This window comes from Moorena bouillonii PNG (genome assembly GCF_001942495.1).
Lineage (GTDB): Bacteria > Cyanobacteriota > Cyanobacteriia > Cyanobacteriales > Coleofasciculaceae > Moorena > Moorena bouillonii.
Genome location: NZ_MKZS01000001.1, coordinates 3885898 through 3908692 on the forward strand (window position 1 = coordinate 3885898; position 22795 = coordinate 3908692).

Genomic DNA, 22795 nt, shown 5'->3' on the forward strand with positions numbered 1-22795 from the left:
CAGCTTCAAGATGTACCTCACCAGACAAAAAAACGCTATATTCAAACCACTGATAGCTGATAGCTGATAGCTGATAGCTGACTTTTTTATTTATGGTATAATCCATAGATTACCGCACTTTACGCTGTTTGCGATTAGGCTTGTGCTAAAGATTTATTAGAAGTAGATACCAATAGAATGGCTGGAAACAGAATCAGGGTTGCTAAAGATAAGGCGGCTTTGGTGAAAGACCTAACCGCTTCCGATGGAAAAACTGGACCGTTTCAGACTTATGCTGATGTGATGGTGTTTGCAGCTGCTTTAGGAGTAAAGCGTAATAAGCGATCGCCCCTGAAGGTAATTTCTAAACGAGAGCCTGGTCCGATTGGATTGGAAATTTTTGTCTCAAGGGGATATGAGGTAGTAATTAAATTAATTGCGATCGCTGAGATTAAAGATACTAAAATTCTCTCCTCTATCGATAAAGAGTCTGAGGAAAAACGCATCTATATTTTTGAGGAGTATGCCAATGGAGGGCTTGATATTTTGCGCAATGAGTTGCGAGGAGCAGTAGACTATTCAGAGCGACTTTTGTTAATTTTAAATAATGATAGGTATAAGAAGAAAGAATCTACAGAAAATGAGCAACAGGAGTTTGATTTGAGTCGATTTTTGTGACAGCTAGCGCCTACACTTACGGGATAGGAAAGTGTAGGAGCTGTCACTAATTCTGTTACAATTGAGGTGGTAATCCTACCTCCTTCAGTTTCACAAATTTACCCTCAAAGCTGATCCCTTGATCTTTGCCAACACTCCTGGCATTAGCCACAGCTATGCGCAGTTGAGCACGTTCCATACGCTCTGTAACACCACCCAAAAGATATAACATCACTTTGGAGGCTAACTCTCGTCCAGAAACTAGCACTCGCTTTCGATTTGGGTCATACAAAATCCCGTACCAAGGGGATTGTGGGTGATCGATCTGACTAAAGCCACCCGAACCATCGTATTTTTGAAGTTTCTCGAAGATGCTTTTGAGGGAGAAATCCTTGTTACATACTAGGATACCCAAAGCTTGAACGAGGGCGATTTGTCCTACTGGACGGAATAGCATGTTTCCTTCTCCTCCACCCCTTTCATGGTTAAACCGACGCAGTTGAGGTGTTTCTTTTCCATGTTCGAGCTTTTGATAGCTGGGTAAACTAGCGAGATAGTCGAAAAGCTCTGTCAATGTCTTAGTTCCTATCTCTAGCTCTTCATCTTCAGGACGCATAGGAATTAGACCTTTCTCACAGGGTTTCCAGTGAGGGAATTGGTAGCCCAAATACAGCTCAGATATATGTTTGAGAGCTTGTAGGGTAGTCAAGACGGTTGACTTAGCTGAAACGGTAGCGCTATCCCAATTAACCCGAGGATTACGATTTTCCATCTCCCTCAGTAGAGGATGAGTCATGGCAATTTTTCTAGCAACGATTGAGAAGCCATCGTCTTCATTGAGCAACGCTAGTTGTCCTTTGCTCAACCTTACTGCCATCAGGTTGACGTGAGCAAAGATCGATCGGATCCGTCGCCGTGCTTCTTCACGGGTTTCTCCCTGAACGACAGCAGGAATGAACTCAATACCAATTTTTTCTGTGGCTAGACTTTGGAGATAACCTGGCGAGATGTGATACTCCTCAATCAAGTCATCCACTGTAATCAAGGAGCCGATTGGCTTTTTGCCTTTGCTATATTTCTGGAGCGTACCAATTTTAATCAATTCCATCAGAGCCTGGATTCCCATCAGTCGATGCTGACCGTCTAAGGCAAAAATTGAAACATGGTCTGAAACATCAAGCAGTCCGACTGTGCGATCTTTATCTAAACTGGTGAACTCAGCTGCCGACTGCCGAGCGCGTTGATTCTTATCCCACTGAGCTGCTTGGGCATTATCTACCCACCCAGAGCTAAGCACTACTAGGACTGGGGGAAACTTGTGAGTTTTGCGGGCTGCTAGATATTGAGCCAGAGCAGCTTGACGTGACCAATCAAGGGGACGCTGCTGAAGCGCTTCGATGGTATCGGCATCCCTGACGATATTGTTTGTTTGTTGATCAAACTTTTGCTGAAATAGCGGCAGTTGGGAGGCGTAGCGGACGCGAATCGCTAACCATTCCAGAGTGACTGAGCCAATAAATGCCTCTGTAGTGCCCATGTGAGTTTTCTGCACCAAGATTTGGTCGTTTCTCGCCAGATGCCTATCGAGCAATAACGCCAGCGCCTGTCGATCTTGGTTTTCTTGTTCAAGTATTTGCTTGGCGAGGTCATTGGGATGATTTTCAGTTTTGATCACCATAGTTTTAAACCCATAATGCTGCGTTGTAGAAGCTATCGATAAATATTTTGGTTCTTCCGAACTTAGTATGTCAAAAATCTCTGAAACCTATGCTGCGTGGTGTTTTAGGCTAAAACTGCTCAAAACTGACTTCAAATCTCGCAATCAATTACCAGATGACGGCTACAGGGTTTTATCCAACACACCAGGTTCCGAAGAACCAATAGTTTTAACACTAGCACAAGTTTTTAACAATCAAATTAGCTTATTTCCCTATACTCGTGGTTCGATAGAGTAAAACTATTAATCATACCAATTTAGGAAGAAAAACGTTAGATCCACTGTCAAGAAATTTTTTTCAAAACTTGGGATAAGCTCGAAAAAAGGACCAATCTGCCAAGCCTTGTCTTAGCAGAGAGTCAGCACCCCGCTCTTGCCTAGAGGGGGTTTCCCTACTGCCGTGACGTCAGATGAATCAGGTAAAACTCTCAGAAAATAAGCCAAAAAATCGCACTGTGGCTAAGCTGGTGGAAGAGATTACTGCTCTGACCACTGAAATTCAACAGTTGTACTGCTTAGACGCAATTCCCTGGGTGATAGGGTATAGTGGTGGCAAGGATAGCACCGCAACTCTACAGCTGGTATGGAATGCGATCGCAGCTCTGCCACCAGAACAGCGAACTAAGACTATCTATGTGATAACTACAGACACCTTAGTAGAGAATCCGATTGTTTCAGCTTGGGTTCGCAATTCTCTAAAACAGATTAAGTTGGCGGCTGAAGCTAAAGGATTGCCCTTTGAACCCCATCTCTTACAACCGGAGGTTAAAGAAACCTACTGGGTAAGTTTAATTGGCAAAGGTTACCCAGCCCCACGGGGTAAATTTCGCTGGTGTACGGAACGTTTAAAAATTAAACCCTCTAACCGTTTTATTCGGAATGTTATCCGATCGAGTGGAGAAGCTATTGTTGTTTTAGGGACTCGCAAAGCGGAAAGCCAACAACGGGCAAGACGGATGAAAAAAATGGAAGCGAAGCGAGTACGTGATCGTCTAACTCCTAATATGAATTTACCAAACTCCTTGGTTTATAGCCCCATTGAAGATTGGCAAAATGATGAGGTTTGGCTCTATCTCATGCAATGGGAAAACCCTTGGGAATACAGCAATAAAGATCTATTTGCTATGTATCGAGGGGCTAGTGCTGATAATGAATGTCCATTAGTTGTAGATACGTCTACTCCTAGTTGTGGTAGCTCTCGTTTTGGTTGCTGGGTTTGTACATTGGTGAGTCAGGATAAATCCCTGACAGCGATGATTGATAATGACGAAGAAAAGGAATGGCTGGAACCTTTACTGGATTTGCGCAAGGAGTTGGAGCCTGGAGAAAACCGTGAGCGACGAGATTTTAGACGTAGCAATGGTAATGTCCAACTGTATGAACGGAATTTAGATGGACAAATCTCTGTTGAGCCAATTCCTGGTCCTTATACCAAAGAAGCACGGGAGTATTGGCTGAGGCGATTGCTTACTGTTGAAACTGAAATTTGTCAGAATTGTCCAGAAAATATGGGGGATATCACGTTGATTAGTCAAGAGGAACTTAGTGAGATTCGTCGCATCTGGCTAGAAGAAAAACACGAATTTGACGACAGTTTGCCCCGCATCTATGAGGAAGTTACTGGTGAACCTTTCAAAGACATCCGTCCTGGCGCTGAAAACCATCTGCTTGGTGTTGATGAGTGGCAGGTCTTAGAAGAAATCTGTGACAATGATGCTATGCATCTCGAACTAATGGCAAAACTGCTAGACACAGAACGCCAGTATGTGACTAGGTCTCGTCGTATTGGTATCTATGAGGCTTTGGAGCGGTGCTTTGATACTAGTTCTCGGTCTAAAGAAGATGCGATCGCTAATGCTCACTTGAAACGAGATTTAAAAACAGCTGCTGATGAAGGGGATGTTGACACTGTCAAGCAGCTGGCTTGGGCAAATTTAAAATTTCCAGTCCAAAATTCGTAATCCTTAAAACTGGAGTAACTTATGATACAGGCTTTGGATAGATTTAATGAGATATTAAATTTCTGGTTTGGTAAGCCGGACGAACCCGAATATGGCAAATCCCGCAAAGTCTGGTTTACTAAGAACCCAGATTTTGACCAAGAAATGCGTTCGCGTTTCCTCGACATCTATCAACAGGCGGCGTCTGGGGAGTTAGATAACTGGCAAACATCACCCTATAGCTGCCTAGCGCTAATTATCCTATTCGATCAGTTTCCTCGCAATATGTTTCGGGGTCAACCCCAAGCTTTTGCCACTGATTCCAAAGCCTTGTCTACTGCCCAGTATGCTGTTGATCGAGGTTTTGACAAAGAACTATTACCAGTCCAGCGCTGGTTTATCTACTTACCGTTTGAGCATAGCGAAAATCTCGAACATCAGCGCTACTGTGTTGAATTATTCTCGACTCTTAAAGATGATCCCGATAGTGCCAGTACCATTAATTATGCCTATCGTCATCTAGAAGTGATTGAACGTTTTGGTCGCTTTCCCCATCGCAATAAAATCCTTGGTCGGGTTAATACTCCAGAAGAGGAGGAATTTATAAAGCTGCCCGGTTCATCATTTTAGCGTTAATTATTTACAGTTAATCGTTGAGATTTAACGGTAAACGATTAACACCAACTATAGCGTTTATCATAGTTATGAGGTACACATACTTTTTTCTCTTTTCCCTGTTCCCGATTCCCGATTCCCGATTCCCGATTCCCGATTCCCGATTCCCTGTTCCCTGTTCCCTGTTCCCTATAAAATTCATACTTGATAAATCCTGTGATTTTCCTTGAACTTGTCCTAGAAAACTTTGGCCCCTATCTCGGGCGTCAGGTGATCAATCTCTGTCCAAAAAGGGATGATAACTCTCGACCTATTATTCTAGTCGGTGGTATGAATGGTGGCGGTAAAACCACTATGATGGATGCGATTCGTCTGGCTTTATATGGACACCGCGCTCAATGTTCCACCCGTGGCAATTTGAGTTATAGCGACTTTCTAACTCAGTCAGTCAATCGCAATGCCTTACCTATTGACAACACCCGAGTGGAATTAGTTTTTGAACATATTGAGAACGACCAGCCGATGGAGTATCGGATTGTACGCACTTGGACAAAAAAACCGAAAGATGGTAAGGATAACTTAGGAATTTTAGAGGGAGACTGGCTGGATTCTGCCCTAACCAATACCTGGGACGAGTACATTGAAAATCTGTTGCCCTTAGGAATATCAAACCTATTTCTTTTTGATGGGGAACAGGTTAAAGAACTAGCAGAAGTAGAAGCACCACCCCCGGTTGTTGTGGAAGCGATTCGATCATTACTTGGTCTAGAACTTGCTGACCGCTTAGCCATTGACCTTGATATTTTAGTGACGCGCAAACGCAAATCTATGGCGAATCAACAGCAACTTGCTAATTTGGAAGATATCGAAAAAAAGCTTTCCTCTCAACAATCAGACTATGAGCTAGCTAAACAAGAGTTATGTAGTATTCAAGAACAGCTAGAACAAACCAGGGAAAAACAGCAACAAGCTTTTGATAAATTTGTCTGTGATGGTGGTAAAATAGCAGCCCAACGGAACCAACTAGAGAGTCAGCTAAATTACTACAATACTAAAGTTGAACAAATTCGTGAACAGATGAGGGAATTAGCAGCTGGTATTTTGCCTCTATCGTTAATTGAACCCCTACTCACCCAAGCCCAAGCTCAAGCAGAAAAAGAATCGCGGGCATCACAGGCTAAACTAGCTAGAGATATTTTACAAGAGCGTGATAAACGTCTGGTAGATTTATTGACTGCCCTCAAGTTACCTGCTAAAAAATTTGATAAAATTAAAGCGTTCTTGGGAAAAGAAAATCAACAAATAGAGCAAGAGGCTGGGGAGGTTAAAGACCCTTGGTTAGGAGCTGAGGAAGAAATGTTTCATTCCCTAACTAATCTCCTGACTTACTACCAACCAACTCAAAAGCAATTAGCTGAAGAGCAATTAGTTAACCGCGAAAATCTGGAAGCAGATATTAATGCCACTAAACGACAACTAGCAACAGCTGCTCCTCCGGAATCCTATCAAGAACTCGAAGATGCACTAAAACAGGCACAAACGGAATTGGCTCAAGCTCAAGCAGCTTACGAAATCGCTAAACGCCGCTGTGATAAATTAGGATATGCGATCGCACAAACCAAAAAAGACTTAGCCAGGTATGGTGAAGAAACCATCGACCGCAAAAATGATCAGCATATGCTTGCAGCATCTGCATTAGTCCAACAGAGCCTTAAGGTTTTCCGGGAACAGTTAACTCTGAGAAAACTGAATAAATTAGAACATGAGGTAACTGAATGCTTTCTCTATCTCCTCCATAAATCTGACCTAGTCCATCGAGTTGCCATCGACACCAACAGCTTCAGCCTATCCCTGTACGACCTACAAGGAAAACTTGTACCGAAACATCGTCTATCGGCTGGGGAAAAGCAATTATTAGCGATCGCATTATTGTGGGGACTCGCCCGTGTTTCTGGACGTAATCTACCGGTAGCGATTGATACCCCCCTCGGACGATTGGACTCGTCCCATCGCAGCAACCTAGTGGAACGCTACTTCCCTGCTGCCTCCCATCAGGTGATTCTGCTGTCTACAGATACAGAAATTGGTAAGGTCGAAGCTCAACAATTACGAGAAGCTGATGCGATCGCACAACAGTATTTGCTAAATTATGACCCAGTAAAACATCGAACAACAGTGGAATCGGGTTACTTTTACTCACAACAGGTCACGGCATGACCATAAATGTTGTTGATTGCCCATGCAATTTGTCTTGGAGTGCTTCTGAGACAGGGTTTAACTTAATCGTGTATTCTCCTTCTTGCTCCAAGGTAATTGTAGGACCTCCTTGATATAGCTGGCGCTCACTAGGATGCGCAGTAGGAGACCAACCCACCGCCTCCCTCAGACTACTGGGATCCTTACAAGAATCCAAATCCCCTGGTATAGGATCACAAGGGTAATAGACAACTGGACTTTGCAAATCGACCATGAGTTGTTGTTGGCTACCATCTGGTAGATAGAGAGTCATTTTCAAGGGAATCGGGTCTAAGATCTTGACAGGCTCGCTAACAGCTTTAAAAGCGAATTGGACAGTTTCCCCAGCAGTAATTGGTTGCTCTTTATCTAGTATTACCCGGATGGTTAGGGGTTTTGACAGTAACTGTGGTTCTTCTACTAACTCTTTTGTATCATTATAGCAGCCAGCAGTAATCAATAACGGGCTAATCAATAGGGCAATGGCGAAGACAGTTTTACGAATGTACATGGTTGTTAATTTTATCGCTATTTGCTATCAAAGACGCCAAGTTGTCCTAAAAAGTTCTACTGACTGCTGAGTACTTATAGCTAAATCCTGACCTTAAGATTGCTATAGTTGTACATCAATTAAAGTTGCCAAAATATCCCCACTTTCGGCAAATACTAAGGTACTATTTCCAGAAACAGTAAAACTGAGTTCATTATTTTGGAAGACATCTTGACCTGATTGGAAGCCATGAATAGTAACTGCTCCCTCACCCTCTAACAGCAAAAACTCGTCAATACCACTGCCAAGGAAAACAGTATCATTCCCAATGCCAGCACTAATAAAATTATTGCCAACTCCGGCAAAAATTAAATCATCACCCAAGCCAGTCGTAATTTGGTCATTACCAGTGCCAGCGTAGATTTTATTGTTACCGGATTGAGCATCGATCAGGTTATCTCCAGCTCCTGCGAAGATAACATTATCACCAAATTTAGTGGTAATTCTGTCATCGCCAGCGCCCATGTAGATGATATTGTCACCAAAAAGAGTAGTGATCAAGTCATCCCCATCACCAGCAAAGATTTCATTATCCCCCCTTTCCGTAGAAATTGTGTCATCCCCAGCACCAACAAAAATCTGATTGTTGTCACTTTTAACCAGGCTGATCTGGTTATCCCCCTCCCCTGCAAAGATTAAATTCTCATTACTTTCAAAGACTGTAATCACATCATCGCCAACGCCTGTGTAGACAGTATTATTGCTGCCCATACCTACGCTAACCCGATCACCCTGATTGCCTTCATTGGCGAAGATGGTATTATTCCCCCCTTGGAAAACGGTAAGATCATCCTTGCCAGTGCTAGGGAAAATAGTAGTTTTTCCACCGCTAGCTGAAATCATGTCGTCGCCCGGTGTGCCCAAAATTGTTCTCATTATCAAAATCACGCGAAACAGTTTCGAGAATGTTAAAAGTCATCGCCCAAGCTGGCGTTGTAGAAGCGCAAAGCCTTTAGCCGCTAATAATTACCATTACTAATTCCCATGACAATAATGACAGCGCCAGCATTAGACATTGATCACTTTTTTAGTCCAGTAGTAGTAAACAGCAAACTTTTTCTGCTACTGAAAAAAATTTTAGGTGAAAACCCATAGAGCTTGATTAAATTCTAATTAACTAGGTGAAGATTAATGTAAAGATTAAATAAAGATCAACGTCAGACAATACTATCAATTAAGGTAAGGCGATTCCCTTCTACCTTTAACTTTTAACCTTTTACCAAAAAGGTGGTATCAGTCCATTTGAAGCAATTAAGCATTAATTTATTCATGCAACCCCCAATCAACCAGATCACACTTTCCCAAACTGCCAAAGACCAACTCATTAAACTCAAACGTCAAACCAAAATCCCTCAGTGGAATGTTCTTTGCCGCTGGGCAATCTGCCGTTCCCTCGCTGAACCGACAATGCCCTCCCCGGTTCCCATACCTGCCGATAGTAACCTTGAACTCACTTGGAGTGTGATGGCAGGAGATATGGCTGATCTGCTCCTGATTGCTCTCAAACAACGCTGCCATAACGATGGCTTAAGTTTGGAGCCAGAAACCCTAGGGAATCAGTTTTGCCTGCACCTTCATCGAGGTATTGGTTACTTAGCAGGGGATACTACTATTAAAAAAATTGAGGATTTGATTGCCATGGCTGTTATCAAGGATGAAGTGTGAAGTATGAAAGGTGAAGTATTGCTCAAGACTTAGGAGTTAGCATTATAGTGCTCAATGCGGTGCGTTCGGGAAGCCGTTCCAAAGGAAGATCGCTTTTTCTGACACTTCAAGGCACGAGAAGTCCGCAATCGATAGATCAGCTTTACACTCAACCAATAACTAACCACAGCACAGACCAATCCAACGGCCAAACAACCAACAAATAAGGTTAGGACAATGTCTGACCCCAATTCTCTAAATTCCTGCCAAGATTGGAAACTCACATTAGCCAATTCATCCTGATTCAGTAGCCATTCACCCACGTGAAAGTTGAATGCAAAAATCGGTACATAAGTCAAGGGATTACTAATCCAAGTTCCAGCAGTAGCAGCTATTTTGTTCCCTCGCAAGAGTACCGCCAGCAAAATCCCTATAATTAACTGGAGACCAAACAGCGGAAAGAACCCAGCAAACACACCACATGCTAAACCTCGTGCGATCGCTTCTGGTTTTCCTTGCATACGAACCAAGCGCCAATATATGTATTTTAGGCGTCGTCTAAAAGTTCCCCTCGGTCTGATCGACTTTCGTTTACCTAGGTCAAGGGGTTTGGTGGCTGAGGGTAAAGGCTGTGGGTAGCTTGACAGGGATTTTCTAGACATTTTCGCAAATCAATCAGCAACCCTCTAGCAACTGGGGCAGATTATTCTGGGGCAGATTATTAGTCAGCAGGTAATCTTTACTGTAGCGGAAAATTAGCTTCAAGGGCGAAAGCCAAAGGGCAAAGGGGAAAATAAAGCTACAAAAATCTTAATAAATTTTATGCAAGCTTCCTTATACCTTGTGCCTTTTACCTTGTGCCTTTTACCTGACTGCCATGGCTACGAGGATCATCTTGAGTAGTGATTGTAACTGACAGGGAATCGTCAATATCCGAAACCGTACCACTAGCTTGGCTATAAGGTAAAGGCACATGGGTTACTATGGCATCTAAGTTAGCTTCGAGTACTTGACGGGGTTGTTCTCCAATAGTTTGGGCGATCACTGTGCTGGCTTCATCAAAATATACAAAATGAGGAATACCATCTACTCTATACTTGACCAATTCTGGTAACCACTTGCTGTTATCCACATTCAGCATGACAAAATTGACTTTGGTTTTATACTGCTGTTTCAGTTGACCCAAATCCTTTGCCATGGCTTGACAGCTGGTACACCAGTTGGCATAAAACTCCATCAAGGTTGGCTTGCCATTGCTCAGAGCAATCTCTAGAGGGGTAGATGCTTCAGCTTGGGCTTCCAAAGAACCGAGACTAGTCTCAGTTTTTAATCCCAAGAATAGGGCAATACCGAGTGCGATCGCTACTAGGGCAATTAAAAAGTTTCTAATCCGCCTGCCACTAGTGGGTACTGAAGGGGAGGATGATGGTGTAGTTGATTCTGGTGAATTAATAGCCATCTTGCTACAACTTTCTTGCTACAACTTTATAATTGTTTACATTTTACAACAATAAGACCTAGGCACCAACAGCGTTAAAACTCGGTTTCTCGTTATAAATCCAGCAATAGCAGGGTAATGGGCGTAAGTCCTGAGTAACGCACGAAGTAGATTAGATTAAAACGTTTTTTGTTGACGGTTGACCGCTGACTATTGACTGTTAACTATCAACGAGTGGGAATGTTACGTTTATTTTTACTCCCCTACTGATAAAGTTTGACAAATCACCATGAAAAAACGGGTAACCCTGACCTTTCCCCGACGGGCGATTCAGATGCCGGTGGCTTACCGACTGGCAAAGGATTTCAATGTGGCTGCTAATATCATCCGGGCCCAAGTCGCTCCCAATCAAATCGGCAAACTTGTGCTAGAGTTATCTGGCGACATTGATGAGTTAGATGCTGCGATTGAGTGGATGCGGACGCAAAACATTGATGTTTCCCTGCTAAGTCGCGAGATTTTGATTGATGAGAATAGTTGTGTCGATTGTGGCTTATGTACTGGGGTTTGTCCCACTCAAGCCCTTAGTCTTGAGCCAGAGACATTCCGATTGAAATTTAAGCGATCGCGTTGCATTGTCTGTGAGCAGTGTATCCCCACTTGCCCTGTTCAGGCCATTTCTACAAATTTTTAAGATTTCAGACGCCTTAAGCTATTGCCCAACAACCCTGTTTTCAGGCACACTTTCAGATAAAATCAACTAAATATCAACCCCAAGAGGAGCCCTCATGATACCAATTATTGTAGCTATACTTGCAGCAGCCGTTGTTGGGGCAATCGTATTTTTTATACTGCAAAATAAACTGGATTTTCTCTCCGAACAAACCGACAGAAAATTAGAAGTTTTTCAAAATAAGTATGAGGCTAGGATACAACAAAGTTCTCAAGCTCTGCAAGAAAGTTATCGAGAGCAGTTAAATCAGAAAATTGCCGAAGTCAAAGATCAGGCAGAGTCTAGCGCTGCTGCTCCTGTCCAATCTTTACAGGAAAACTATCAGGCTCAGTTAACCCAAACCACTAATGAGCTGAAGCAACAACTTGATGCTAGTCTTCTGGAAAGTGTCCAATCCTCGGAAGCAAGATATCAAGAACAATTGACACAAGCTACCCATGAGTTAAAGGAAGAACTTGAATCTAATTTTCGCAACGAGCTGCAATCTTTGGAAGCGAAATATCAGGCTGATTTAGAGTTAGCCCATCAAAAAATTGCTCAATTAGAACAAGCTCATAAATCCCCAATACCAGACCAGGTTAAGAACCTAGAGAAAACCGAGGAAAGTTCAGCGGAAACTGGTAATGAATTAGTCGAATTATTAGAAGAGGCAGAAACAAATCAAGACGAGCCTCAACAAGTTGTCAAGGACGAAATATTGGCTGATTCGAGTCAGCCAGAGCAACCAATGGTGACAGAAACCCCAAGTATTACTGATCAGCCCAGCCAAATTGATCAAGACTTGGAGGACGAAATATTGCCTGAGCCGAGTCAGCCAGAGCAACCAATGCTGACAGAAACCCCAAGTATTACTGATCAGCCCAGCCAAATTGATCAAGACTTGGATGAAACCATAACTGCTTTGGGAAATTATGCTCAAGCCAGCGATATTCCCCAGTTAAGTAACTACATCAATCATCCTGAAAGCCTTATTCGTGGATCAATTGCATCAGCTTTGGGTAAAATTGCTGCTGCTCAAGGACTCAGAGCCGAAATTCAACAGGCCATACCGCTGATCGGCAAATTGATTAAAGATCCCCAACCATCCGTGCGACAGTCTGCTGTTGAAGCCCTGAGTAATATTAAATCTGAAAAAGTTATACCCTTACTTGAAAGGGCATTAAGGGATCCAGATAGTGATGTGGTTAAATCTGCCAGTGCTGGGATTAGTCAGTTTAAGAGTTATCGGCGAACTCAATCGCCCAAACCTGCTAAGAAGACTGTAAAGCCTCTAAGCCTTAACGAGTGCTCTAATCCAAAAGCATAGCAAAACTATAGGGATGTGGGGATTGATGACCCTTTCTCGGGAGTCAACCCCCATGATTGAGTCCCACGCTTACCCATACTCCCTTGAAAAAAGGGGGCTGGTATCGTGCAGGACTTCTAGCTTGTTTAGTCAGCGTCGCTTTCAATGTGGATAAACAAAAGTCCCAAAACTACAGTAGGCATAACTAAGCCTATGAAGGGGACTAGCATCGTTGGTAAGAAAGAAGCTGCGTATGCGCCTGTCATATCTTATTTTCCTATTTGCCAATTAATACAGTAACAACTTGAACATTTAACCAAACCAAGCCAATTAGGTATGGTATTGGTTGCCGGTTTGATCTCAAGCAAGACTCTACCTACCGAAGTAAGTGTCGGTCTTACACTGCCCAGCCAAGGCTTTGCTCTAAATTTAAAGAGCCAGCACTGCTATTGATGATAACTGGAACAAGGCAGCTCCCCGCTTATTAGAGGGGTAGATTACTATCGATTTTTTCGACAAGTTAATCCTATCATGCTTCAGGACTATGAAATACCAAGATCTACCTCGGAATTTGCCATATAACCTGTGGCAAAAACCTGATAGTTGCTTCTGCCCTGGCTGAGTCTTTGATGGAGTCAATTCTAATCAGTCTGCCATCCCTCTATTGACATCAACATCTCTGGTTGACCTAGACAAAAGCACACAACTCCCGTCAATTTGGGTTAACTTCCCGTTTCACCTCGGAGCATGGCAGGGATTATGCCAACCCGCCCTTATAGCAACGACCTAGTTTCTTAAATGGCTCAGATTACTGGAAAGTTTATGCCAGTCAGAAATTATTAAGATTTTTAACAAAATTTTCCCAAAACTCTTTACAAAAATTAATTACTTTTTGTAACAAAAACCTCATAGGCTGAAAGGGGGTTAGTCATCAAAACCTTTGGTTTTAGGTGATTACAATGGTTTGGCAAAGGTGATTTTACCGTAAACAACTAAAGCTAAAATTTTTGCCATAGACTAAGAAGGTTAGAAAAAAGAACAATATCTCGTATAATTCGTTACGAGAGGATGCACTTCTCAGCGAAGATTACTCGTGCTGATTATTTCAGTTCCTTTTCTCCCCCCTAAAGTATGATTACTCAAGGGGTTTATCCGATTTTATAGGAGATAAATTTACAATGACGATGGATGTAATTGACCATGGTGGAGATCCCCAAGTGGGTAATCTAGCCACCCCAATTAATTCCTCTGCTTTCACAAAAGCTTTCATCAACAACTTGCCAGCCTACCGTAAAGGCTTATCAGCCAATCGCCGGGGTCTAGAAGTTGGTATGGCTCATGGCTACTTTCTGTATGGACCGTTTGCCTTACTAGGTCCGTTACGTGGGACAGACTATGCCAGCACAGCTGGTTTACTGGCAACAGTTGGCTTAGTGGCTCTTCTGACAGTTGCTTTATCTATTTATGGAGCGGCTGGCTCCGGCAAACCTAAGGCAACATTGACCACACCCAATCCACCAGAAGACTTAGGAACTAAAGAAGGCTGGAGTGAATTTGCCAGTGGTTTCTTGCTTGGTGCTTGTGGCGGGGCATTTTTTGCCTATTTCCTATGCCAGACACCTCATCTAGCGCCACTGCAAAAGATTGCTAGTGGAGTATGGTCTTCTTAACTCTGACTGGAGACAAGAGTTTCTGATCGCGCAGCGGAGGCGAAAGCCGATAGCTAAGCAAGAGAGTAAGGTGACTGACACTTAGTTAAATCACCTATTCTCTTGTTGGCACTCCACCAAAGACATAGATTTGAGGAAAAGAGCGATGTTCCTTGTTACCCCTTTCGTCTCGCCCAGGGGGTAGACTTCCAGATAGTAATAAACAAAGCTCCAGACACCAAAGCTCCTAAATTCCATTTGACAGCACTTTTAAACAGACCCAGACGACGAGACGATAAACTCGATTGAGCTTGGTTTTGTATCCTCTGCTCACCACGAGCAATGAATGAAGCGAGCTGTTCTTTCACCCTCTCCAATTCTTGAGAATTATTGATATCCGGAGTGCGACCTTCACTACTCAGGCTTGCCAAAAGTTTTTCCATCTCCGCTTCTGTATTTACTTTTTCCAAAGCTTCTTTAACTTGTTGGAATTGGGTCATCCCTCGGTTAACTTGAGTAGTAATTTGAGTACTGGCTTGTTTATTAATCCGCACTGTGTTAATAATTCCCAAAGGAATCAGCAAGAAATATAGCACTCCCAGCACCAAAGCTAACCAGGATAAAACCTTCACAACCAGGACTTCCCATCTCTCGCGCCCATGGCGCTCTCCATAAAACACCAGGGCTAAGCCGAGTAAAGGTACAGGCACCCGTTCCACCAATGCCCCTATAGTCTGTAATTCCCAGGCAGGATTCATAAAGTTTGGTGGGATCAACGTTTCAACTACGTCAAATACAGTTAGCACTAAAAGGCCATAACCTATCCAGTGCAACAGAGTCGCAGACCTTAGAACAGAAAAGTTAAACTGCCGTATATCCTCTACGGATTCAGTCAATTTATTGCCATCTAATTTAGTCATATATTAAATATTCCTTCATAATAGGACACGATTGTCGTAAACCTTACCTCAAGGTTTAGGAAAGTGTAAATACCACCACTCGTACCAGTCAGGCCAAACATTTTCCAGCACTTGATAGGCAGCTTCAGGGGAAGAATTCTCTAGAGGAATAGAAAGATGAGCCCACAGACAACGGTTGTCTTGTAGCTTTACCTGACCCAGTAACCATAGCAGCAGCCGACGGGAGCGTACATCGTAAATATCCCGATTTTTCTTGAACTGATAACTGGTGACCGTACTGCCACCCCGGGGGTTGATACAAGAACTGAGGTAAGCCCGCTCTTGGTACACAAATAAGCGATGAAAACCTATTTTTTTCTGCTGGCGTGACACTATTAATTCTTGACTAGCAGGTTCAATCCCTATGTACTTTTGAAGGAATTTATTAATATCACCCCCGCTCTGAACTAAATAGCGCATCTTTATATCTAGAGGTAAATCATTCTGAATATATCGATAGTGCTTGCCAGCTTGTAGTGTTTTATCAACAGCCGTTTGACCAGTCAAACCTTGACTTTCCAGAGGCTGCCATTCTGGTAAGGGAACTGTAGCTGGAAATTCAAAAGGGGTGATGGGACGAGCGCTTGTAGTTGGATACCAAATTACTTTGCCCATAACTGATAAAGTAGCCCCAAAAACAAAAGCTAGCAGCCAAATACGTAGTGATTTCCAATCGAGCATGACATCAAGGCAAAAGGTAAAAGGCTTGCAGGTCTAGGACATTCTTGGGACTAGAAGCCCTGGGTGTTTATGAGGTTTAAGGTTCTACGCTCTAGAGTTTAGGCTAATGGTTGAATTGCTCTAAGGTTCTAACAAGCCTATGAAGCACAACTTTATTACTACCTAGCCCTGATCTGCTTTTTTTATAGCTAATATCTAATAAGGCCTAATACTTAGACTTTAGGTTAGTGGCTTAATCTTCAGTCTTTGGTGCATTCTGTTGAAGTATAAAATTGCAGAAGAAACCGAAAATAATGACAGCAGCCAATGAAAATATCATTGAACCATCTCCAAAATGCCAATATTCAAAGGATTCATAACTATAATAAGCGACTAAAATAGCCATCAGGCTAACTCGAATAGAATTAACAATAAATCCTACTAAAATAGCTATCAGTGGTACCAAAAATTTTTGAACCCGGCTAGTAGGGAACATAAATAAGAATAACAACGATATTCCCAACAACTGAAGCATAGAACTGACGCCAGAACAGCCGGGATTTACTTCTATTCCTCCCGTTGGCAGGATTAAATAAACCCCTTGCCTAGAGACTTCAAATCCTGAGTACCAAAGGAGCAATCCAGAAAACTTAGCAGTTAATGTGGATACATCAATCAGTAATGTTGGCAATCCAGATGGTATAGCGAGACATAAAAATATAGTAAGGTGCTGCCAATATTGCTTTAATCCCTTCACTCCAGATGCCAGCAGTCCCAAACCCAATACTGAAATCAAAGGAGAAAAGCGGATAAAAATGTCATAGCCTGATACAAATGTAGATCGCAACAGTACTAACCCAATTAATAATGACCCTAAAACGCCAGAAAAAATATCACTTTCTAGGTCCAAGGTATGGCGTTTTTCCCATACCATGTAAGACACAGCCACCCAAAATAAAAAACTTGTACTTAGTAAATCAGCAATGTTACTCCTGTCAGCCAGAGTCAATTGAATTGCTATTAACCCAGCTGCTATACCTACTAGCCAATATTGGTAATTTTTAAGGTGTGTAATGGTTGCAAAATGAGTAGCTTTCATCGTGATGTAGCAATATTACCATAATCGGAGACGTCAGACTAAGACTCTTTCATAGTTTCCCTGACTAAGCTAAAAAAAATATATATAATGGTCAGCTTTTTTTTAAAATTGATAATAACTATGGGGTTTTAAATAGTCTATTATAAATTCATTTATTATACTATTTACCCTAGCACATCATTGCTAATAAATTAACTATTTTAAGTTATATTATAACTAGCAGTATTTTAAAAAAAACTATTTATTATAGTCATTTCCAAAGTCTAAAGCGTGCTTATTTGTGTAATTTTTAATTCTTTGGTAAACTAAAATATATGACAAATTAGTGCTTGTTCTATTCTTCCACTCAAAACTCTCCCACTCAGGACTATTTTTTGCTTAATTGGTTGATTTATCCAACAGCTGTACCTTTGGGGATTGGACTATAACACCAGTTTAGTCAAAGTAATTGACAAAATAATATTTATATGCTAAAGATAATTTTTAATGATTGATATATCCCCAGATCCTCAGGGGGTAAATCCCTCAGCCTGCAAATAGAGGAAATTTTATCAAACAAACTATAAATAGTTAATTCAATGACTTTAGCGGAATTAAAACCTGGAAAGCTTGCCATTATCGAGAAAGTTCAGATAGGTTTGCAGGTCGAAGGTCTCGCCAATCGACTAGAAGCAATTGGCATTATTCCTAATAGACAAGTCCAAGTGTTGCGCTCAGCCTGGTTTGGGGGACCGTTACACATTCGAGTTGGTTCCACCACAGAAGTAGCTATCCGACGGCAAGAAGCTAGCATGATTGTCGTTAACCCTGTCAAGGAATAGTTAGCGGTTAGCTGTCCGGCAAAATTCATCCCACACCTAATGCGCAGCATAGGTGTGGGATGAATTTTGCACAGGGTATGCATGGAATTGCTATAATATATGTACTGATAAACAAAGCCGAAAATGCTGGTTTGTCAGGCACCTACGTTCAATAAAAATAGAACTTATTGTATTGTTCCGGCGCGGAGGGGCATCCCGTGTCGTTAATAAAGCTTGCCGAGTATCCGAACCGTTGGGTGGAGTTGGCAAGAAGCCTACACGCTCACTCGTTCGCGAAGCGGCTCTGTAAGAGCAGAGTCAGTGTAGGAGTATGTCACTGGTTAGGGGTGATGTTAGCAGTACGCTATTATCCTCCCCTTCCCTGCAGGGGCGCACCTAGCTGATAGCTTACTCCTCAAAGGTTAAACAGCGGATAGCCTCTAGTAACCCTCTAGCTTTATTGAGAGTTTCTTGATATTCTTTTTCTGGGTCAGAATCTGCTACCAAGCCCGCACCAGCTTGCACTGAAACGGTATGTTTACCAGAACCAGATGGGCGAACTACCATAGTCCGGATTGCGATCGCACTATTGAGCTGACCTTCAAAATCGTACCAGCCATAGACACCGGAGTAAGGCCCGCGACGTTCTGGTTCCAGTTCCTGAATGATTTCCATTGCCCGAATTTTGGGGGCTCCACTCACTGTCCCCGCAGGGAAACAAGCTTTCAGTAAATCCCAAGCTGTTTTAGTAGCATCCAGCTCCCCTACTACATTGCTAACAATGTGCATGACGTGGGAGTAGCGCTCAATGAGCATCAGTTGATCCACTCTGACTGTACCACTCTTGCACACACGACCCAAGTCATTGCGACCCAGGTCAACCAACATAATGTGTTCGGCAATTTCCTTTGGATCTTCGAGTAACTCCTGAGCTAGAGCTTCGTCTTCAATAGGAGTTTGACCCCGACGTCGAGTTCCAGCAATTGGTCGTAACGTTGCCTGGATTTTTTCCTCTGGGGAAGCTGTTGCCTTTACCATTACCTCCGGGCTAGATCCAATGATTTGCCAGTCCCGAAAGTTAAAATATGCCATGTAGGGTGAGGGATTAATCAGCCTTAGGGAACGGTAAAGGCCAAAAGGGTCACCCTTGTATTCTGTCGAGAGGCGCTGGGACAATACCACCTGAAAGATATCCCCAGCTCGGATATAGTCTTTCGCTTTTTCGACATTAGCGCAAAACTGGGACTTGTCTGTATTGCTTATATAAGACAGTTCTTGAGTAGCACTCTCTGGAGGTTTCCATTTGAGTAACTTGTCCTTACCTAAGAACTGCCCTTGCAGTTTGTTGACCAGAGTACGAACGCGATCGCATGCTTTTTGATAGGCTGCCTCTAAATCTCCTTGGGCCTGTCGTAAATCAGCATAAGCGATCACCCAAATCTTACGCTTGACCTGATCAAAAATAATCAGGTTGTCCACTTGCATCCACAATCCATCGGGTAAGTCATTGGACTGTATAGGATAAATTGGCACACGGGATTCACAATAACGAATTAACTCATAACCCCAGAAACCGAACAAACCGCCTATTCCTGGAGGCAATTGGGCTAACTTTACAGGTTGATAGGATTTCAGACAATTCCCTAAGGTTTCAAAGGGGTCTCCCTGAAATACTGTTACTGACCCATCCCGGTTGGTCTGAGTCGTGCGATTTCCCCTAGTTTCCAATACCCACAGGGGGTCACAACCTAGTAAACTGTAACGTCCCAGATTTTCACCACCTTCTACCGATTCCAACAAGAAGCTGTAGGGTTGACCAGCACATACCTTATACCAGGCAGAAACTGGCGTTTCTAAATCCGCCACCCACTCCTGGGTTACCGGTACAAAATTACCTTGTTGAGCTACGGTTGAAAATTGGGAAAAATCTGGGAAAATCATGGTCTTTCTCAGCTCAAGGTTGAAAATTCGGCAAACAGCTGAAACTGTTGGTCACAACGTTCAACTTTTTCCCCTTTACCTTATCACTGATTCATTAAACCTCGTAAGTTGCCTTCCCACTGAACTTGATAGTTGCAGGTTCTGGGTTGCTGCCAATATTGCGGTCCATTTTCCCTGCATAGGGACGCCCTTCGTTGACTTTCTCTGGGAATACCCCATCTGCGGGATGCAGAAACTGGGTTTCACCATTGGGATAAATCCGGTAAATTTTATAGTCTTCGATTCTGGGCTTAAATGTCCGCAGTTGGGTTCCCAATGCCAGACACTGTTCCTTACGAGCTAAGTAGAGCAAGTTTTCCCCTTCATTCATGATGGCAGCGCCACCAGTAGGCATTTCAAACACTTGCTCTTTTGAGCTTGTCCAGGTGATAGCGTATTTTTCTTCAACTTCAGCTTTGGTCAGCAATCCGCCAGTGCTACCACCAAATATGGGAGTTTTTCCCGTCAGTTCTTCTGCCATAGTGTTTTTTTCTCGTGTCTGTAATAAGGCATTCAAGGGAATACTATCATCGAGTTCATACCTGTCTGGCTACTTTGTCAAGAACTGTAACAGTTCTTTAGCTATTCGTGATTTTAGTCATTGGTCTTAGTCATTGATCATTTTTGCTGCCATGATACTTCCGGCTGATTACAAAGAAGCAATGACCAATAATAACTAACAAAAACACACAAAATAAATCCTTGTGACCCGTCAAGGGAGTGACATGAAACCATCCACATCTCCCTACCCTTATCCGTGGGTCGGTCTCGCCAAACCCTGCTATTGTTTTGAGGTCAATTATTTGCTTAGCTCACAGAGCCCGTGTTTCGGTATCTAGCCAGCTTTGCTACTGGTGGGCTCTGCCTCCGCCAATTAAATTACATAACTAAATCAGGTAATTAAATCAGAAAGGGAACCGACGACTGGCCGTGTTTCGTCTCGGTTCCCTGACTGGTTCGCTCCTCACACATCCGTAAATATACCGAAAGCTTTCTGGATTTGTCAACCCCTTTGGCAAAATTTTTTTTTTTCGGTCAAAGTTCACCTGGTGCAGGGACACCCAGTTGGTCTTCTAGAAGCGATCGCAAAACTACTTGAGTTACCCCCACTAATCCTAACCTTGCTTGAGCCAGCCTAGGGGTCTGGTGTTTCACCTCCCCCCAAATGCGACATCTACGGTAGAACTGCTCAAACGCATTACTCACAGAACTTGCCAACTTTAGCCAATTCTTTGATTCGGTTCCACTCAAGTAGTCTGTCAAGTCCATAAGTTGACCAATCAAAAGTCTTTCTGCTGGATGGAGCAACTGTATAAGCGGCTGATTTGTCCCTGTTTCTAGGTCGTCTTTTAACCAAGGAATTGGATATGGCACAACTATCAGTCCCCTAGAGGTTTTCAAATCCATACTCTGAATCTGGATTAAGCCCTGGCGATGAGCCAAGCGCAGGAGTGAGCAGCAACGAGCATGGGCATACTGAACTCTAAAGATCTTGGAAGTATCTTGTGAGAATATTGCTGAGTGCTGAGTGTTAAGTTCTAAGTAGGGCAAGAGATTTTTTTGACCTTGTTGAGGGCGAAAGCTAATCGGGGTGTCTGTTGAAGGTTGAATCCAATCTTGTAACCAAGTTGCTAACCCCTGATCTGTCAGCCAAAAATTAATCCAGCCTGGGGGAGCTACTTCAACCTCGAATTCGATCAAGTTTTGTTTCCCACCATCTTGAGTTATGGTTGGCAAAGATACAGTTAACTGATGAGCAATAGCTAGAGGACTTTGCTGCATGGCGCGAGAAAGCTTGAGAGCGATCGCTGAGCGATATGCTACACCAGTATTATCTGAGCAGCGTTCTAAAGGAATCCTTTCCAATATCAACTGGGGAATACCAGAATCTACCATTGCTCTGGATATCTGTTGTTGTAATCGGGTACTCAGGGCAGCAGAATTACCTGACAAATTTACGCGCCATGAGCTACTGCTCAAGGTATTTTTTGTTACTTTGGACTCCATGTAAGATCTAGATAAACTTGTGTATCCATCAGGCTCGGAGCTTATGTATTCACCATCCGACCCATTAGAGGCATCCCGACCCTTTGTAACTTGGCAAAGGATCTTAGATTGGGGACAGGAACACTACCGTTATAGGACGTTTAGCAAAGATGAGCGGATTCCTACCCGTCCTGGGTTGTTGTATTTGGTAGAGCGGGGGGCAATCCGTTTGGTGGGTACTTCTCAAGTCAGTGCTAGCCCCAATTTTTCTGGTACTCAATGCTCCCATCAGAATATGGAAGAAGCATTTTTAGGATTCATTGGTGCGGGTCAGCCCTTTGAAATTGTTGCCCTTTCACCCTTCACACTTCAGGCTTACTCCCACGTTGAGCAAACTGCTGTGGTATGGATGTACTGGGATGACTTAGACAACTGGCCACACTTCCGACGGGAGATATTAGATGCATTTAGGCTTCAGCATCAACGCAAACTCCTGTGGCTGAGTACCTTAGGACAGCGACGAACCATTGATCGGCTCTTGGGATTTCTGATACTCTTGGTTGAAGAGTTCGGGGAACCGTGTGAGCAAGGTTACTGCTTACCATTTCCCTTAACTCACGCACAAATCGGTAGTGCCATTGGCTCCACCCGCGTCACTGTCACTCGCTTGATCGGAAAGCTTCGCCAACGGGGAATCATCAACACTCAGAAGGATAATTTAATTTGCTTATCAGGTGACTCAGTACCTAAGATAACTCCTAATTAGGTAGACTTCTAGATACTTGTGTTCGAGTAAGTGCAGTGGAAATCTAATGGGTGCGGCTCTTTTAAAAAGACAAAGAATAAGGTTTAGACAGGTATAGCAAGAG

Annotated in this window: 24 protein-coding genes; 12 read left to right on the plus strand and 12 right to left on the minus strand. The window is 43.0% G+C overall.

What is annotated here, in order from left to right:
* Window positions 1-177 precede the first annotated feature (177 nt).
* On the plus strand, window positions 178-657 hold the full coding sequence (locus tag BJP37_RS15910; RefSeq protein WP_075900186.1) for a DNA phosphorothioation-associated protein 4: 480 nt from the start codon (window positions 178-180) through the stop codon (window positions 655-657).
* A 55-nt stretch (window positions 658-712) separates the two neighbouring features.
* Here BJP37_RS15910 and BJP37_RS15915 read toward each other — a convergent pair whose 3' ends face one another.
* The gene (locus tag BJP37_RS15915; RefSeq protein WP_075900188.1) at window positions 713-2314 is read right to left on the minus strand and encodes a DGQHR domain-containing protein; all 1602 of its coding nucleotides are present in this window, start codon (window positions 2312-2314) and stop codon (window positions 713-715) included.
* 67 nt (window positions 2315-2381) lie between these two features.
* On the opposite strand from BJP37_RS15915, the gene BJP37_RS15920 reads away from it, so the two are divergent.
* The 5 genes from BJP37_RS15920 to dndD all read left to right on the plus strand — a co-directional run bounded on the left by BJP37_RS15920 (window position 2382) and on the right by dndD (window position 7125).
* Window positions 2382-2591, plus strand: coding sequence for a hypothetical protein (locus BJP37_RS15920; protein ID WP_075900190.1), 210 nt, complete (start codon window positions 2382-2384; stop codon window positions 2589-2591).
* Between the two features lie 172 nt (window positions 2592-2763).
* Window positions 2764-4314: a DNA phosphorothioation system sulfurtransferase DndC gene (gene dndC / locus BJP37_RS15925; RefSeq protein ID WP_075900192.1), complete on the plus strand. Its 1551-nt coding sequence runs from the start codon at window positions 2764-2766 to the stop codon at window positions 4312-4314.
* A 21-nt stretch (window positions 4315-4335) separates the two neighbouring features.
* Window positions 4336-4923: a DUF924 family protein gene (locus BJP37_RS15930; protein ID WP_198954063.1), complete on the plus strand. Its 588-nt coding sequence runs from the start codon at window positions 4336-4338 to the stop codon at window positions 4921-4923.
* Between the two features lie 74 nt (window positions 4924-4997).
* Window positions 4998-5138 (plus strand): hypothetical protein, encoded by a 141-nt coding sequence (locus tag BJP37_RS39305; RefSeq protein WP_158069609.1) that lies wholly within the window; start codon window positions 4998-5000, stop codon window positions 5136-5138.
* Complete coding sequence (gene dndD / locus BJP37_RS15935) at window positions 5125-7125, plus strand: DNA sulfur modification protein DndD (RefSeq protein WP_075906143.1); 2001 nt, start codon at window positions 5125-5127, stop codon at window positions 7123-7125. Before BJP37_RS39305 ends, dndD begins: the two co-directional genes overlap by 14 nt.
* Here dndD and BJP37_RS15940 read toward each other — a convergent pair.
* Window positions 7115-7654: a hypothetical protein gene (locus BJP37_RS15940; protein ID WP_075900194.1), complete on the minus strand. Its 540-nt coding sequence runs from the start codon at window positions 7652-7654 to the stop codon at window positions 7115-7117. The two genes, dndD and BJP37_RS15940, sit on opposite strands and share 11 nt — an antisense overlap.
* 102 nt (window positions 7655-7756) lie before the next feature.
* A complete protein-coding gene (locus BJP37_RS15945; RefSeq protein ID WP_143727639.1) occupies window positions 7757-8569 on the minus strand; it encodes a calcium-binding protein in 813 nt (270 codons plus the stop codon).
* Between the two features lie 393 nt (window positions 8570-8962).
* Here BJP37_RS15945 and dndE point away from each other — a divergent pair, with 393 nt between their 5' ends.
* Complete coding sequence (gene dndE, locus BJP37_RS15950) at window positions 8963-9358, plus strand: DNA sulfur modification protein DndE (RefSeq protein WP_075900198.1); 396 nt, start codon at window positions 8963-8965, stop codon at window positions 9356-9358.
* 29 nt (window positions 9359-9387) lie between these two features.
* Here the strand turns inward: dndE and BJP37_RS15955 are convergent, their stop codons facing one another.
* Window positions 9388-9999 carry a DUF2062 domain-containing protein gene (locus tag BJP37_RS15955; protein WP_075900200.1) on the minus strand — a complete coding sequence of 204 codons (612 nt, stop codon included), beginning with the start codon at window positions 9997-9999 and terminating at the stop codon, window positions 9388-9390.
* A gap of 188 nt (window positions 10000-10187) precedes the next feature.
* Window positions 10188-10796, minus strand: coding sequence for a thioredoxin family protein (locus BJP37_RS15960; protein ID WP_075900202.1), 609 nt, complete (start codon window positions 10794-10796; stop codon window positions 10188-10190).
* A 268-nt stretch (window positions 10797-11064) separates the two neighbouring features.
* Between BJP37_RS15960 and BJP37_RS15965 the strand changes: the two genes are divergently transcribed.
* Window positions 11065-11469, plus strand: coding sequence for an NIL domain-containing protein (locus BJP37_RS15965; protein ID WP_075900204.1), 405 nt, complete (start codon window positions 11065-11067; stop codon window positions 11467-11469).
* A gap of 94 nt (window positions 11470-11563) precedes the next feature.
* Window positions 11564-12814, plus strand: coding sequence for a HEAT repeat domain-containing protein (locus BJP37_RS15970; protein ID WP_075900206.1), 1251 nt, complete (start codon window positions 11564-11566; stop codon window positions 12812-12814).
* Between the two features lie 125 nt (window positions 12815-12939).
* Here BJP37_RS15970 and BJP37_RS15975 read toward each other — a convergent pair whose 3' ends face one another.
* The gene (locus BJP37_RS15975) at window positions 12940-13059 is read right to left on the minus strand and encodes a photosystem I reaction center subunit VIII (protein WP_071986957.1); all 120 of its coding nucleotides are present in this window, start codon (window positions 13057-13059) and stop codon (window positions 12940-12942) included.
* A 912-nt stretch (window positions 13060-13971) separates the two neighbouring features.
* Between BJP37_RS15975 and BJP37_RS15980 the strand changes: the two genes are divergently transcribed.
* On the plus strand, window positions 13972-14463 hold the full coding sequence (locus BJP37_RS15980; RefSeq protein ID WP_070393361.1) for a photosystem I reaction center protein subunit XI: 492 nt from the start codon (window positions 13972-13974) through the stop codon (window positions 14461-14463).
* Window positions 14464-14618: 155 nt separating this feature from the next.
* On the opposite strand, the gene hpsJ-A is transcribed toward BJP37_RS15980, so the two are convergent.
* The 3 genes from hpsJ-A to crtA all read right to left on the minus strand — a co-directional run bounded on the left by hpsJ-A (window position 14619) and on the right by crtA (window position 17160).
* Window positions 14619-15362, minus strand: a complete 744-nt coding sequence (hpsJ-A, locus tag BJP37_RS15985) for an HpsJ-like protein, cyanoexosortase A-associated (protein ID WP_075900208.1) — start codon at window positions 15360-15362, stop codon at window positions 14619-14621.
* Between the two features lie 48 nt (window positions 15363-15410).
* A complete protein-coding gene (locus tag BJP37_RS15990; RefSeq protein WP_229415328.1) occupies window positions 15411-16016 on the minus strand; it encodes a cyanoexosortase A system-associated protein in 606 nt (201 codons plus the stop codon).
* 298 nt (window positions 16017-16314) lie between these two features.
* Window positions 16315-17160 carry a cyanoexosortase A gene (gene crtA / locus BJP37_RS15995; protein ID WP_075900212.1) on the minus strand — a complete coding sequence of 282 codons (846 nt, stop codon included), beginning with the start codon at window positions 17158-17160 and terminating at the stop codon, window positions 16315-16317.
* Window positions 17161-17738: 578 nt separating this feature from the next.
* Between crtA and BJP37_RS16000 the strand changes: the two genes are divergently transcribed.
* A complete protein-coding gene (locus tag BJP37_RS16000; protein WP_070393365.1) occupies window positions 17739-17981 on the plus strand; it encodes a FeoA family protein in 243 nt (80 codons plus the stop codon).
* A 387-nt stretch (window positions 17982-18368) separates the two neighbouring features.
* Here the strand turns inward: BJP37_RS16000 and trpE are convergent, their stop codons facing one another.
* From trpE to BJP37_RS16015, 3 genes are all read right to left on the minus strand, one after another.
* Entirely contained in the window at window positions 18369-19901 is a 1533-nt protein-coding gene (gene trpE / locus BJP37_RS16005) for an anthranilate synthase component I (RefSeq protein ID WP_075900214.1), read from the minus strand.
* 94 nt (window positions 19902-19995) lie between these two features.
* Complete coding sequence (locus BJP37_RS16010) at window positions 19996-20421, minus strand: photosystem I reaction center subunit II PsaD (RefSeq protein WP_070393367.1); 426 nt, start codon at window positions 20419-20421, stop codon at window positions 19996-19998.
* A gap of 554 nt (window positions 20422-20975) precedes the next feature.
* Entirely contained in the window at window positions 20976-21947 is a 972-nt protein-coding gene (locus tag BJP37_RS16015) for a DALR anticodon-binding domain-containing protein (protein WP_081431215.1), read from the minus strand.
* A gap of 43 nt (window positions 21948-21990) precedes the next feature.
* Between BJP37_RS16015 and BJP37_RS16020 the strand changes: the two genes are divergently transcribed.
* Window positions 21991-22692 carry a Crp/Fnr family transcriptional regulator gene (locus BJP37_RS16020; RefSeq protein ID WP_075900216.1) on the plus strand — a complete coding sequence of 234 codons (702 nt, stop codon included), beginning with the start codon at window positions 21991-21993 and terminating at the stop codon, window positions 22690-22692.
* Window positions 22693-22795 lie beyond the last annotated feature (103 nt).